The 13384-nt window shown below is 73.3% G+C and carries 12 protein-coding genes; 6 read left to right on the top strand and 6 right to left on the bottom strand.

Annotation, left to right across the window (positions count from 1 at the left end; translation table 11 throughout):
- Positions 1-33: 33 nt before the first annotated feature.
- The gene (locus AB0B94_RS02060; protein WP_357267397.1) at positions 34-2160 is read right to left on the bottom strand and encodes a PhoX family phosphatase; all 2127 of its coding nucleotides are present in this window, start codon (positions 2158-2160) and stop codon (positions 34-36) included.
- Between the two features lie 249 nt (positions 2161-2409).
- Between AB0B94_RS02060 and AB0B94_RS02055 the strand changes: the two genes are divergently transcribed.
- The gene (locus tag AB0B94_RS02055) at positions 2410-2904 is read left to right on the top strand and encodes a sigma-70 family RNA polymerase sigma factor (protein ID WP_030334158.1); all 495 of its coding nucleotides are present in this window, start codon (positions 2410-2412) and stop codon (positions 2902-2904) included.
- Positions 2901-3608 (top strand): zf-HC2 domain-containing protein, encoded by a 708-nt coding sequence (locus AB0B94_RS02050; protein WP_357267393.1) that lies wholly within the window; start codon positions 2901-2903, stop codon positions 3606-3608. Before AB0B94_RS02055 ends, AB0B94_RS02050 begins: the two co-directional genes overlap by 4 nt.
- A 104-nt stretch (positions 3609-3712) precedes the next feature.
- Here AB0B94_RS02050 and rarD read toward each other — a convergent pair whose 3' ends face one another.
- The 4 genes from rarD to eccE all read right to left on the bottom strand — a co-directional run bounded on the left by rarD (position 3713) and on the right by eccE (position 7473).
- On the bottom strand, positions 3713-4639 hold the full coding sequence (gene rarD, locus AB0B94_RS02045; RefSeq protein WP_357267391.1) for an EamA family transporter RarD: 927 nt from the start codon (positions 4637-4639) through the stop codon (positions 3713-3715).
- The gene (locus AB0B94_RS02040; RefSeq protein WP_357267388.1) at positions 4636-5133 is read right to left on the bottom strand and encodes a GNAT family N-acetyltransferase; all 498 of its coding nucleotides are present in this window, start codon (positions 5131-5133) and stop codon (positions 4636-4638) included. Before AB0B94_RS02040 ends, rarD begins: the two co-directional genes overlap by 4 nt.
- Before the next feature lie 128 nt (positions 5134-5261).
- Complete coding sequence (locus AB0B94_RS02035) at positions 5262-5648, bottom strand: phage holin family protein (RefSeq protein WP_091395522.1); 387 nt, start codon at positions 5646-5648, stop codon at positions 5262-5264.
- A 61-nt stretch (positions 5649-5709) separates the two neighbouring features.
- Complete coding sequence (gene eccE, locus AB0B94_RS02030) at positions 5710-7473, bottom strand: type VII secretion protein EccE (RefSeq protein WP_357267385.1); 1764 nt, start codon at positions 7471-7473, stop codon at positions 5710-5712.
- Positions 7474-7953: 480 nt separating this feature from the next.
- Here eccE and AB0B94_RS02025 point away from each other — a divergent pair, with 480 nt between their 5' ends.
- Positions 7954-8274 (top strand): WXG100 family type VII secretion target, encoded by a 321-nt coding sequence (locus AB0B94_RS02025; protein WP_091395516.1) that lies wholly within the window; start codon positions 7954-7956, stop codon positions 8272-8274.
- 21 nt (positions 8275-8295) lie between these two features.
- Positions 8296-8589, top strand: coding sequence for a WXG100 family type VII secretion target (locus AB0B94_RS02020; protein ID WP_238668772.1), 294 nt, complete (start codon positions 8296-8298; stop codon positions 8587-8589).
- A gap of 169 nt (positions 8590-8758) precedes the next feature.
- Here the strand turns inward: AB0B94_RS02020 and mycP are convergent, their stop codons facing one another.
- A complete protein-coding gene (gene mycP, locus AB0B94_RS02015) occupies positions 8759-9982 on the bottom strand; it encodes a type VII secretion-associated serine protease mycosin (protein WP_357267381.1) in 1224 nt (407 codons plus the stop codon).
- 152 nt (positions 9983-10134) lie between these two features.
- Here mycP and AB0B94_RS02010 point away from each other — a divergent pair, with 152 nt between their 5' ends.
- Positions 10135-13020, top strand: a complete 2886-nt coding sequence (locus AB0B94_RS02010; RefSeq protein ID WP_357267378.1) for an SseB family protein — start codon at positions 10135-10137, stop codon at positions 13018-13020.
- On the top strand, positions 13017-13382 hold the full coding sequence (locus tag AB0B94_RS02005) for a hypothetical protein (protein WP_030334177.1): 366 nt from the start codon (positions 13017-13019) through the stop codon (positions 13380-13382). The genes AB0B94_RS02010 and AB0B94_RS02005 overlap by 4 nt, the downstream gene beginning before the upstream one ends.
- Positions 13383-13384: the final 2 nt, after the last annotated feature.

Below are 13384 nucleotides of genomic sequence, written 5' to 3'. Positions count from 1 at the left end.
AACGTCAGCGGCCGCTTCGCCGCGGGTGCTGTGTCAGCTGCCCACCGGGCCGCCGTCGAGACGCCAGGTGACCACCACGCCCGGCTTGGCGTAGTCGCCGTCCGGCCAGTTCGAGGCCGGGTTCTCCACCGAGGCCCCGGTGATCTCGCCCGGGTGCTGCACGGCGACGAAGACCGAGCGGTTGTCTTCGGTGATGAACGGGCCGCAGGTCTCCGCGCCGAGCGGCACTGTGAGGAACTGCTTGAGGTGACCCCGCTCCGGACCCTCCACGGCGGTGGCGAACAGGCCGTCGTTGCTGCCCAGCGCATTGCCGTCGGTGGAGATCCAGAGGTTGCCGGTGGCGTCGAAGGCGACGTTGTCCGGGCAGGAGATCGGGGAGACCTTGGTCTTGTCGTACCCGGCGAAGAAGGTCGACGGGTCGGTCGGGTCGCCGCAGACGATCGGCAGCGACCAGGCGAAGGTTTCCGAGGTGTTGTCGTTGCGGTCCTCGACCAGCTCCAGGATCTGCCCGTGCTTGTTGGCGGTGCGGGGGTTGGCCTCGTCGGCCTTCGGGTTGCTGCCGACGCCCCGGTTGGTGTTGTTGGTCAGCGCCACGTACACCTTGCCGGTGAGCAGGCTCGGCTCGACGTCCTCGGGGCGGTCCATCTTGGTCGCGCCGACCTTGTCACCGGCGAGCCGGGTGAAGGTGAGCACGTCCGCGGCGGTCATCCCGTCGACGAACGACCGGTTCCCGCTGACCAGCCTGATCCAGCGGCCCCGACCGTTGAACGCGCCGTCGGTGGGGAGCTTGCCGGTGCCGTCGATCTCGGCGGCGCTGCTCTGGTCGAGCTTCGCCACGTAGAGCGTGCCGGACTCCAGCAGGGTGAGGTTGTGCTTGCGGGCAGCCCAGGAGTTGCCAGCCATGAACTTCTTGTCCGAGACGAACTTGTAGAGGTAGTCGAACCGCTCGTCGTCGCCCATGTACGCGACCACGTGGCCGTCCTTCGCGACGATCACGTTGGCGCCCTCGTGCTTGAACCGGCCCATCGCGGTGTGCTTGCGCGGGCGGCTCTCCGGGTCGAACGGGTCGATCTCGACGACCCAGCCGAACCGGTGCGCCTCGTTGGGGTGCTTCGCCAGGTCGAAGCGCTCGTCCGCGCGCTCCCACCTGCGGCTGCCGCTGGGGTAGCGGCTGGCGGTGCTGATGCCGTAACGGTCCAGCTTCGGCTTCAGCTCGGCCGGGACGGCGTCGGCGCCGACGAAGTACTGGTTGAAGTTCTCCTCGCCGGAGAGCACAGTGCCCCACGGGGTCACGCCACCGGCGCAGTTGTTCAGTGTGCCGACGGCGGTGCGGCCCCTGGGGTCGGCGGCGGTCTTCAGCCAGGCCGAACCGGCGGCCGGGCCGGTCAGGTCGAACTTGGTGCTCAGGGCGGTGACCCGCCGGTTGTACGGCCGCGGGCCCTTGCCGACCGGCTTCCACTGCCCGGTGCCCGCCACCCGCTCAAGCTCCACCACTGACATGCCGTGCGCGGCCATGGCGGTGCGCAGCTGCTCCACCGAGAGCCCGTCCAGGCCGGGGAAGCCCGGGAACATCAGGTCCTCGTTCGTGTACTCGTGGTTGACCACGAGCAGCGCCCGCTTGCCCTGCTTGTCCAGCGGCAGCACGCCCACGAAGTCGTTGTTGTAACCGAACTGCTTGGACTGCGCGGCGGCGGTCTGGTGGTGCAGGTTGAACTCCGGCGCGCCCGGCAGCACCGGGTCGCCCCACTTGATCACCACGGCGTGGTCGTAGCCGTTCGGCACGACCAGGGTGTCCAGCTTGTTCGGTGGGATCGGCTTGAAGGTCAGCGCGCCGCTGCCGACCCCGGTGCCGGGACGGCCGAACCCGAAGTTCTCCGGGACGTCCGGGGCGGTCGGGGTGGCCATCGCCGGGGCCGCCCCGGCGAGCGCGCCGGCTGCCGCGCCGCCGAAACCGAGCACCAGCGCGCCGACCGCGCCGGCCCGGACCACGCCACGCCGCGACACCTCGGCCTTCACCACGTCACCGAAGTACGCGTTGTCGGAGGTGTTCGGGACCGGGTGGTCACACGCGTTTCCGCACCGGTACAGGCAGGTCATGGCATCACGGGTGCCATGGCGGGTGCCGTCCAACAGGGGGAGCAGCCGGGGGCGGTCGCTCATGGGGGAGGCCTCCAGAGAAGTCGGTGGCACGACAGGCGGCGTACCAGCCGGACGCTAGGAGGACGTGGTGAGCGCTCGTCGGCCGCGATGTGAACCAGGCGTGAACACCTTCGTCGATGGCAACCGACACGCAACCGGTCTGACCTCGGGCTGAACCGATCGGCGTGACAGCACGTATTCCCGAGCGGACGCACCGCCGGACGCGCGCCGGAAGCGAGGGAGACCGCCATCAGCGACCACGACGCCCAACTGCTGCGCGCGCTGCACGACGAGCACGCGGAGGCGCTGTACGCCCACGCCCTGCGGCTGGTCAACGGGGACCGGCAGCGGGCCGAGGACCTGGTACAGGAGACGCTCCTGCGGGCCTGGCGACATCCGGAGTCACTCGACCCGAGGCGCGGATCGGTGCGGTCCTGGCTGTTCACCACCGCCCGCAACCTTGCCATCGACGCCTGGCGGCGGCGATCCACCCGGGTCGGCGAGGTGTTCACCGACGATCTGCCCGAACCGCCCGAGGTGATCGACGAGGCCGAACGGGCGGTGGAGGCGTGGACCGTCGCCGAGGCCCTGAACCGGCTCAGCCCGACCCACCGGGAGGTGCTGGTCGAGTGTTTCTACCAGGGGCGGTCGGTGGCCGAAGCGGCGTCCCGCCTGGGCGTACCGCCAGGGACCGTGAAATCCCGCACCCACTACGCGCTGCGGTCTCTACGGTTGGTCCTGGCCGAGATGGGGGTGACGGGATGACCCGGTGCGAGTTCGCGTACGACGACGGCGCGTACGTGCTGGGCGCCCTGGCCCCCGCCGAGCGGGCGGCCTACGAGCGGCACCTCGGCGGTTGCGCCTCGTGTCGGGAGGCGGTCGCCGAGATCGCCGTCCTGCCCGGCCTCCTCGGGCGCCTCGACCCGGCGGGGTTGGAGCAGATCCTGCCGCCGCCGGCCCCGCCCCGGGTGCCCGCGTTGCTCGACGAGGCCCGCCAGCGCCGTCGTCGGGAACGCGCCGCGGACCGGCGACGGTACGCACTGACCACACTGGCCGCCGCCGGACTGGCGCTGCTGGTCGGTGTGGGTACCGCCGTGGCGCTGCCTCGACCGGTCGACCCGCCCGGCGCGCAGGGCAATCCGGCCCCGCAGGTGTCGATGGTGGCCATGAGACCGGTGGCCGCCGCCGGGCCGGTGCACGCCGACCTCGGGCTGACCGGCACCAAGTGGGGCACCGAGGTGAAGATGCGGTGCGGGTACGACGCGCGGGCGAGCTACGGCAAGGCGTACCCGTTCCGGCTGGTGGCGCGCGGCCCGAACGGCGCCACCGAGCAGATCGGCTCCTGGCTGGCAGCCCCCGGCGACGACCTCAGCTTCACCGGCGCGACGAGGTTCACCGACGCCGAACTGGTGAGCGTGGAGTTGCAGAAAGCCGACGGCACGCCCCTCCTGACCTACGCCGTCCCCTAACCCACCCACCCACGCCCCACCCGGTCCTCCGCGATCTTGCACTTTCTGCCCTGGCAAAAGGGGCATGGCAGGCGTATCGACGACCGAAACTGCAAGATCGCGGGTCAGGGGGTGGGGAGAGGGGCGGGGACGTTGGTGGGTTGGTGGGACTGGCGGGTGCGGCGGGAGGTTCGGACGGCGTCGGCGGTGAAGACGATCAGGGCCAGCCAGACCAACGCGAAGCCGACCAGCCGGGCCGGCGGCATCGGCTCGTGGAAGATCAGCACCCCGCAGCCGAGCTGAAGGATCGGCGCCAGGTACTGGACCATGCCGAGGCTGCTCAGGGGCAGCCGGTTGGCAGCCCCGGCGAACAGCAGCAGCGGAATCGCCGTGGCCGCGCCGGCCAGCACCAGCAGCGCGGTGTGCCCGGCCGAGACGTGCCCGAAGGTCAGGTCGGCCTTCGCCGTCAGCCAACCCAGGTAGCCCAGCGCCGGCAACGCCAGCACCGCCGACTCGACGAACAGCCCCTCCGCCGCCGGCAGCCCGAGCCGCTTCTTCACCAGGCCGTAGCCGGCGAAGCTGAACGCCAGGGTCAACGCCAGCCAGGGCAGCCGGCCGTAGTCCACGGTGAGCACCATTACCGCCGACGCGCCGATCCCCAGCGCCACCCACTGCGCCGGGCGTAGCCGCTCGCGCAGCACCGTCACCCCGAGCAGCACCACGACCAGCGGGTTGATGAAGTAGCCGAGCGCTGTCTCCACCACCCGGTCGGAGTTGACCCCGTAGATGTAGGTGCCCCAGTTGACAGCGATCAGCGCGGCGGCGGCGACGATCCCCGCCACCGCCCAGGGCCGGCGCAGTAGCGCCCGCAGGAAGCCGACGTTGCGCAGCGCCGCCAGCAGCAGGGCCACGAAGAGCACCGACCAGACGATCCGGTGGGCCAGGATCTCCAGCGGGCCGGCGGGTCGCAGCAGCTTCAGGTAGAGCGGAAAGAAACCCCAGAGCAGGTACGCGCCGAGGCCGTAGAGGTATCCCAGACGGAGTGGCGTCACGCTTCCACCGTAAGGGGCGTAGTGCTGCTTTGTTCCTTTCCGGTGATCGGCGTCACCGGGGGTCGCCGGTCCAGCTGCATCCACCGTTGCGGTGCGTCCAGCGGGGTGAACCCCACCCCCGCGTACACCTGGTGCGCGTCGTTGGTGCAGAGCAGGATCCGGCGTACGCCAAGCTCGGCCAGGTGGTCGCGGACCGCGCCGGCCAGCCATCCGCCCAGCCCGCGACCCCGGGCAGGCCGGTCGACGTACACGTCGCAGAGCCAGGCGAAGGTGGCACCGTCAGTGACCACCCGGGCCACAGCGACCTGGCGGCCGTCCTCCGGCCGGTAGATGCCGAACGGCAGTGAGCCGGCGAACGACCGCTCGGTGGTCTCCCGGTCTCGTCCGAGAGCCCAGTACGCGTCGGTGGACAACCAGTGGTGCACCAGGTCCAGGTCGATCCGCGCCGGATCGGTGCTGAGCAGGTGGCCGTCGGGGGAGGTCAGCGAGAACATGCAGCGACGCTAACCGCCGAGACGGGGAGTCCGGCCGCCACATTCCCGAACTCTGGTCATCGGCCCGCCGGGGCCCCGACCGAGGTCGGAGCCCCGGACGAACCGGGTCGGTGCTGGCTGGTCGGCGGTCAGTCCCGGTCGAGGACGGCGCCGAGGATCCAGGTCACGATGCTCACGAAGAGGGCGCCGAGCACGGCCGCCGGCCAGAAACCGTCCACCGAGAACGGCAGCCCGGCCTGGTCGGCGATCCAGCTGGTGAGCAGGAAGAGCAGCCCGTTCACCACCAGGGCGATGAGACCCAGGGTCAGCAGGTAGAAGCCACAACCGACGGTCTTGATGATCGGCTGGAGAACCGCGTTGACCACGCCGAAGATCACCGCCACCAGGAGCAGCGTGGTCACCGTCTCGGTGGCCGAGTTCGAATCCAGGGAGATGCCCGGGATGAGGAGCGTGGCCAGCCAGAAAGCGAGAGCTGTGCTGGCCAGCCGAATCAGCAGACCCTTCAGAAAACCCATGGCGGGGATCGTGCCACGGACACCGCACCGACGTAACCCGCCAGCTGGCCGTCCGGGTGGATCAGCCGCGCGTCGGCGGCCCGATCAGTTGCGCCTCGATCGGCGTGGGGGAGAGCAGTGCCCAACGCAGCGCCCGCCGGTTGACCACCGCCACCATGTCCTCCCGGATCCGGGTCAGCCACTCGGCCGAGCCGCCCAGCCCCAGCGCGGCTCCGGCCAGGGTGGCCTCGGCGGACGACAGTGGCTGGAGCAACGCCAGGTCGGCGCGGCTCAACGCGTCCACATCGGCCGGGGTCAGCTCGTCTCGTACCACAAGCGTGGCCCGCCACGGCGGGCCCGGCGCGGCCTCGGCCGCCACCGGCCCGGCGTCGACGATCAGAAGCAACGGACGCAGCGCGGTGCCCACCCCGTCGGCGACCGCCCGACCGGGAGGGAGCAGCGGGATGGTGCCGCCCGGCGCGCCAACCCCTCGGATGAACGGTTCCCAGGCGCGTGGCCGGGCGGTCTGCACCACCACCAGGGCGCCGAGTGCCAGGGCGCGCAGGGCCACCAGCTGGGCCGCCCGTACCCCGCCGACCAGCAGGACGCGGGTGCTCTCCGGCCGGAACAGTCGCACGGTGACGGCGCGGCCGTGCCGGTTGGTGCCGACCATCATTCCCGCGTCGCCCACCGACAGCTCCCAGTCGTCCACGGCCGGGCCGGGTCGCGCCCCGGCCGCCGGTGGGCGGGGCTGCGCCCCGGGCGCCGCCAGCGCCAACGGCAGCGTGCTGGCCAGCCCGCCCAGGTGGGCGCCGTCGAGTCGTCGCAGCCCTCCGCCCAGGTCGGTCACCAGGCGGGTCAGCGCCTCGCTGGCCGCCGCCAACTCGGCCGTCGTCCCGGCGGCAAGGCGTACGGTCAGCTCGGTCGGCACTCCGCCGGCCGCCGCCGGACCCGACGACGTCGACATCGTCGGCGACGGGCCTGAGCAGATCGACACCGTCGTGGCCGTCGCCGGCAGCGCGAGCAGGCGGGGTACCAGGCGACGTCCAGCCGCAGCGCCCACGTCGAGCAGACGGAAGGTGGCCTGGACGAGAGTGCCGGACCGGATCGCCGGCCAGGACTCCCGGACCGGCTCGCCCTCGTGGTGGGCCAGCTCGCCCAGGACGCGCAGCGCCGCCGGCACCCCGAGCGGCCGCGCGGCCAACGGCCCGAGCCGGCGGACGATTCGGCGGACCGTGCCGGAGAGGACCCGGCGCAGGTCCTCCTCGGACCAACCGTTCGTCCGCAGCACCCGGACCGCCACCACCGCCCGCTCGCGCCCGGCGAGCCGCCCGTCGGTGAGCTGCCGGTACGACGTGCCGACAGTGCCACCGGCGCTCGGCACCGGCGCCGGCGTACCGGCGAGCAGCAGTTGGACCAGCAGCGGGGGTTGGTCCGGACCGGTCGGGGGGAGCAACGCGGCCGGGGCGGGGATCGCCTGGGACACGTCGCCCAGCAGGTCGCCGGGGTCGCCGAGCTCCAGGAGCGCGACCATGCCGGTGGTGTCCTCCAGGACGGCCGCCGGCCCGCCGGTCAACTCGGTCGAGCGGACCACGGTGCCCGGGGCGACCAGGTCGAGCAGTTCGGCCGGGTCGGCCGGCCCGGTCAACCGCCGCCGACGGCTGAGGTGCCCGATGGCGGTGCCCAGCCACTCGAACAGCCACCGCCCCCGCACCGGCACCCAGGCGGCGGCCACCAGCAGCACGGCCACCAGCACGGCCGCCGCGACGACCGGTGCGGGTCGGCCGAGGGCGACGAGCACGAGCGCCGCCGCGACCTGCGCGGTGACCAGTTGGCCGGCTCGCACCCGGGCAGCCGCACGACGGCTGAGTGCGACCCAGTGGGCCGCCGGCGACCGGCGACGGGGGGTGCGCTGATCGACAGGCCCCGGACTGCGGTCGGTGGATCGGCCGGGCCCGCCCACCAGTGGGAAGGCGCCTGCCTCGGGCCCGACCGGGGTCGGTGGGTGCGGCCCTCCGGTGGTGATCGCCGGCACCGTGCCTCCTCGACCAGTGGGGACCGGGTCGGGCGGCCGGCCGCCCTCCGGCGGCCCGTCACGCGCCGCGACGTGGCTGCGGCACATCGTAAGCGACCGATGGCCGCCTCGGTTGTCCACAGGGGAAGCCGGCGGGGTAGCAGAACCGCTACGAGGTCGCTACCGTCAGCCACGAAGTCCTTCGCTGACCCGGGTCTCAGTGCTCGACGACCGGGCCAAGCGACGACGCGTCGCCCCGGGGGTGGGCGCGTCGACGGCCAGGTGCGATCCGAGAGACGAGGTGACGTCCGGATGTCCCAAACCAAGGCAGAAGCAGCGGTGATGCAGCAGACTGCCGCGAAGTTCGAGCAGGTGGACCAGTCGTTGCAGTCCATGCTGACCGGCCTGCTGGCCGAGCTGGAGGTGTTGCAGCAGGCCTGGCGTGGCGCTGGTGGCCGGTCGTTCGAGCAGGTCAAGCAGCAGTGGTCACAGGACCAGGCGGCGCTGCACCGCGCGCTGCGCGAGACCGCCGGTGCGATCCGCACCGCCGGTCGGCAGTACCACGCGTCCGACGACGAGGTGGCCAGCCGGGTGGCCGGCACCAACCGCGGCGGCATCCAGTTGCCGCTCTGATCTCGCTGGGGAGGGAATCCGATGGACCATGGTGTGCTGGTCGTCAACTTCGCCGCGCTGCAGCAGGCCGGCGCTGACATTCAGAAGGCGTTGAACACCCTCGACGCGCAACTCGGCCAACTCGAACGCGACGCCGCCCCGCTGGTGGCGAGCTGGACCGGCGACGCACGGCAGGCCTACGAGCAGCGGCAGGCGCGGTGGCGTTCGGCCTCGCAGGACCTGCAGGGGATGTTGCGTGACATCAGGTTGGCGGTGAACGACTCCGCTACCGACTATCTGGACACCGAGAAGAAGAACACCGGGCTGTTCCAGTGAGCGATGTGGGCCGGGAGCGCTGACCGTGTCCGGGCCAGCGCCCCGCCCGCAGCCGGCCAGCGGTCAGGGCCGCACGCGGGCGGGCTCAGGCCGCACGTCGGCGGCGTCAGGCCGTGCGCAGCTGGGCTCAGGCCACGCGTCGGTGGGCTCAGGCCGTGCGCAGGTGGGCTCAGGCCGGGTCGGCCGGGCGCCAGCGTCGACGGGCGCCCCGGGGCGCCAGCAGGGCGAGCAGCGCCACTGTCACCGCTGTCATGCCGGCCACCGCGCCGATCAGCAGGGCTCGGTCCCGTGCGGCGGCCCGACGGGCCTGGCGGGCGAGCTGCGCCGGGTCGGCCCGATCGTCGGCGAGCGCTGCGACCGGCCGCGCGCCGGTCACACGGCCGCCACTGGTCTCGGTGACCGCCCGGTAGGGGTTCAACACCCCGGCGCCGTACCCGCCGCCCCGGCCCGCGCCCGGAGCTGGATCGGCGGTGGCGATGATCCGCTCCGCCACCTGGGCAGCGGTCAGCTCCGGCCGGTATTCCCGCAGCAACGCGGCGGTGGCGGCCACGAAGGGTGCCGCGTAACTGGTGCCTTCGACCCGATGGTGGCCGGCACCGGGCGCGGCGGTCAGCACCTCGCTGCCCGGGGCCACGAGGTCGACGTACGGGCCGGTCTGCGAGAACGTCGCCCGCCCGCCGTCCGCCCCGATCGCCCCCACGCCGAGCACCCCGTCGTAGCCGGCGGGGAACGGTCGGGGGTCCCCGTTGTCGTGCAGGTTGCCGGCGGCGGCCACCAGCACCACGTCCCGGTCGACCGCGTACCGCACCGCCGAACGGACCTCGGGGTCGTCCGCGTACAGCACCACGGACAGGTTCACCACGTCGGCGTCATTGTCGACGGCCCACCTGATGGCCCGGGCGAACTCGTCGGCGCTGACCGTACGCCCCGACTCCCGCCCCTGCACCACCTGCTGCTCGCTCACCCGCACCGGCAGGATTCGGGCCCCCGGTGCCAGGCCGCGAAAGGCGACGTCAGGGCGGGGTGCCGCGGCGATGATGCTCGCCACACCGGTGCCGTGCCCGGCGCAGTCCCGACCGCCGTCCCCGCCGGGGTCGAGCAGGTCGGTGCCGGCCAGCACCCGCCCAGCCAACTGCGGGTGCACCCGGTCCACCCCGGAGTCGACCACCGCGACCGTCACCCCGGCGCCGGTGGCCAGGGGCGCGAGCCGCGCCGGGTCGTACCGTTGCTGTGGCCAGGGCCTGGCCGCGACCGGCCGGACGGGGGCGAGTGCTGTCGTGCAGGCCGGCGCCGCCCGGAGCCCGGCGGTGGCGGCGACTGTCGGAAGGGCCGGTACGGTCAACAGGCCGGCGGCCAGACCTGCGAGGACCGGGCGCGCGATCGATTGGGACATCGACACCCTCCGTATCGTATCGGCTCCGGAACGGGATGTTATCGCCTCCTCCGGTCCCTGGCCGGCCGCCGCCGGCCAGCCATTGTGATCTTGGTACCACCTTGTAGGTTGTACGCGATACCTGTGGCCTGTTCTCGGAAGGGGAGGTGGCCGTGACCGCATGGGAGCCGGCCACGGAGGCCGAGGTGGCGATGCGCGACGCGCTGCGCGCCAACGACCAGGAGCTCTACTTCCGGCTCCTGTCCCGCACCGATGTGCTGCTGCCGGTCTCCGCGCCGACGCAGCCCGGCCAGCCACCCGCCGGATGGGGCACCTGGACCACCGGCGGCCGGACCCACGTCCTGGCCTTCACCTCCGCCGCCGCCCTGCGAGCCTGCCTCGGCGATCACGCCGGCAGCAACCGACGCATCCCCTTCGCCGATCTCGCGGCAAGTTGGCCCAACCACGAGTGGTGGCTCGCCGTCAATCCGGGTCTGCCGGTCGAGGGTTACCTGCCGGCGTGGTTCGTGTCGCAGCTCTCCCGAGGCGACGTGCGACTGCCCGGCCGTGCCATGGGTGCCCGCGCCCGCCTGGAGCGGGCCGAGACGTTGGCGCGCACCCGGCCCGGCACGCCACTGCGGGACGCCGCCCCAGCCGCCGGATCGCCTCCCGTGTCGGGGGCGGCCCCGTCCGCGCCCGAGAGCGTTCCGCTCGCACCCCGACGGCCCGCGCGTAGCCCGGGCCCTCGGGTGGGTGCCCCGCCGGTGCCGGGTCCGGCGCCCCGGCCACCCGCCTCCGCTGAGCCGCCGGTGCCAGGTTGGGCGCCCCGGCCACCCGCCTCCGCTGAGCCGCCGCGCCGTCCTGGCGAGGAGGACCTGCCCGCCGCCGGTCAGCGGCACCCGACCGAACCGCCCCGGCCCGCCCCGGGCAACGGAGCACTGCCCCGCACCGGCCGGCCGTCCCGGTTCACCCCGTTGGCGACCGCCGGCCCCACCGCCGACCAGGCTGGGCCGGGCGTGGGCTGGCCGGCAGGGACCCGGCCGGGTGACGTCGACGGCCCCGCCCCGGGTAACGGCAACGGTGGCCCCCAGGCCGCCCCTCGGCGTTCCTTCTTCGACCCCAGCCCGGCCCGCGACCCGGCCGCGAGCGGAGGACGCCCCGGTGACCGGGCGGCCCCGCCGACCCGGTTCGGGCGAGGCAGCCAGCCCTTCCCTCGCCGCCGCCCAGCCGACGCGCCAGCCGACGAGACACGGGCCTTTCCGATGGCGGCGGACCCGGCCGCCACCCAGCCGATACGACGGCCGGAGGGCGGCCTCGGCGCGTCCCGCGGGATGGACGCGCCGCCATCCGGCGAGGAGATCACCCAGCCGCTGCCGCCGCGCCGGCACAACCCGCTCGCCGAGGAGCCCACCCGCGCGTTCCGGGTGACCGGTGAGCCTCCCCTGACCGGTGCGCGTGGGCGGCCATCGGCGGAGGAGACGCAGGCGATTCCCCAGGACCGACCGGGCCGGTTCGAGCCGACGGAGGATCTGCCGGTGTCCGTCGCGGAACCGGTCTCCGGGCCGCCCGCGCCGCGCCGCGGCTTCACGCCCATCGTCATCGAGGGCACCATCATCGAGTCCCGCGACCTCACCGACCCGATCGAGAGCAGCGCGCCGGTCGACGCGCCCCGGCGGCCCAGCCCCGCCGAGGCCACCCCGCCGTTCGGTTCGACGTCCCCCGGTCCGGGCCTGTTCGGCCCGTCGTCGCCCAGCCCCGCCGAGGCCGCCCCGCCACCGTACGGCTCGACGTCCTCCGACCCGGGCCTGTTCGGTCCGTCGTCCTTCGGTTCCAGCCCATCCGGGCCCGCGTCGTTCAGCCCCGGTCAGTCCGCCCCGGGCCCGTCCGCGCCGCACCCCGTGACTCCGACCGAGGTCGGCGGTGGCCTGGGCGATCCGCGAACCGACGACAGTGGCGACGCCCCGCTTCGTGACGACCGCGCCGACAGCGCTGTTTCGTCAACCGGCCCGGCCGGTACGGACCAGGCCGGCGGCGCGAGCGTGATCGCTGACGACGGTCCGCACCCGCCGGCCGACGAGCCGCCGGTCGAGTTCGAGCCGGCCAACACTGTCGAGGAGGACCTGCTCAGCGCCGCCGGCTCGGGCAGCACCGACACGTTCCTGTCCACCCTGCTGCTGGCCCGGGTGCTACTGCCGGCGGCACCGGACTCGGTGCGGGGGAGCCGCCCCGGGGATCCCGGTTTCGTCTGGCGTACCGGGCAGCTCGACGGCGAGACGTACGTGGTGGTCTACACGTCGTCGGAGCGCCTTGCCGACCATGTCGAGGGGGACGTCGACACGGTCCGGGTGAAGTTCGCCCAACTGATCCGGCGGTGGCCCGACGAGGACTGGTCGTTCGCCGTCAACCCGGGCACGCCGGTGGGTGCCAAGTTGCCGGGCGAGCAGATCGTCGCGTTGGCCAACTGGGCTGCCGAGGTGGGGCTCGGGGACGATCTGGAAGTGGACCAGGTGGAAGCGCCGGCCGTTGCCGAACCCGCCGCCCGTCCCCGGTACGCCCCCGCAGCGGTCGACCCGACCCGGCCGACGGTCATGCAGAAGGCGATCGCCCCCAGCCAGCTCGCGTACTACCTGGATCGTGGGTACGACCGGGTGTCCGGGTTCGTGCACCGGGCCGGTGAGCTGTCCCACCTGACCACACCGGCTCAGCTGCACGAGGCGCTGGGCCTCAGCTACCCCGGCTCGCCGTTCGCCTCGGACGCCGAGGAGATCTACGTGCTGCGCTGGCCGGCGCACCGGCCGAGCCTCTACCGCATCCCGTACGGCGGCCAGAACGAGCCGGCGATGCGGGCCATGGAGGGCTGGGTCATCGAACGCCCGCCGTTCCGGGGCAACGGCTTCGCCCCGGGTGAGAGCAGCGACGTGGTGGCGGAGTTCAAGGTGGACAGCGCGCGGCTGCCGCACGGCGCCCAACTCTGGCGCATCGGCGCGGACGGCAGCGAGCGGGTGGTCGCGGAGCTGGACACCGACTCGGTCACCTGGCGACGGGTCGGGGAGGCGTGATGCGCGACGGTTACGTGGCCCGTTGGCAGGGCCGGGAGTACCAGGCCAGCCCGGACGGCGACGACATTCGCCTCTACCAGCCCGAGCCGGGCGAGGGTTTCGAGGAGGTCCGCGCGGGCCGCTACGTCAGGGTGCTGCCGGCGAGCGAGATCGAGGACCTGGCGTACGTGCGGACCACCTGCACCTGGAAGGGGCAGCCGTTCATAGTGCTCGGCGAGCACGACGCCTGGTTGCGGGTGGAGTACACAGGTGGCCGCTGGCCGGTGGCCGAGGCGATGCGGCTGGAGGTCTTCGACTTCGGCGTCTACCAGGGCTGGGCGCCCGCTGCCGAGGTCACCGACCTGCGGGAGCAGCGGGTCTGACC

Origin of the sequence: Micromonospora sp. NPDC048986 (assembly GCF_040649335.1) — a bacterium.
Classification (GTDB): domain Bacteria; phylum Actinomycetota; class Actinomycetes; order Mycobacteriales; family Micromonosporaceae; genus Micromonospora; species Micromonospora alfalfae.
Note: the sequence above shows the minus strand (reverse complement) of the source record. Positions and strands in the feature narration are given on the sequence as shown.

Bases quoted from the DNA above. Each gene is read 5' to 3' on its own strand.
- AB0B94_RS02060 (WP_357267397.1), bottom strand. From the start codon at position 2,160: ATGAGCGACCGCCCCCGGCTGCTCCCCCTGTTGGACGGCACCCGCCAT.
- AB0B94_RS02050 (WP_357267393.1), top strand. From the start codon at position 2,901: ATGACCCGGTGCGAGTTCGCGTACGACGACGGCGCGTACGTGCTGGGC.
- AB0B94_RS02040 (WP_357267388.1), bottom strand. From the start codon at position 5,133: ATGTTCTCGCTGACCTCCCCCGACGGCCACCTGCTCAGCACCGATCCG.
- AB0B94_RS02035 (WP_091395522.1), bottom strand. From the start codon at position 5,648: ATGGGTTTTCTGAAGGGTCTGCTGATTCGGCTGGCCAGCACAGCTCTC.
- AB0B94_RS02025 (WP_091395516.1), top strand. From the start codon at position 7,954: ATGTCCCAAACCAAGGCAGAAGCAGCGGTGATGCAGCAGACTGCCGCG.
- AB0B94_RS02020 (WP_238668772.1), top strand. From the start codon at position 8,296: ATGGACCATGGTGTGCTGGTCGTCAACTTCGCCGCGCTGCAGCAGGCC.
- mycP (WP_357267381.1), bottom strand. From the start codon at position 9,982: ATGTCCCAATCGATCGCGCGCCCGGTCCTCGCAGGTCTGGCCGCCGGC.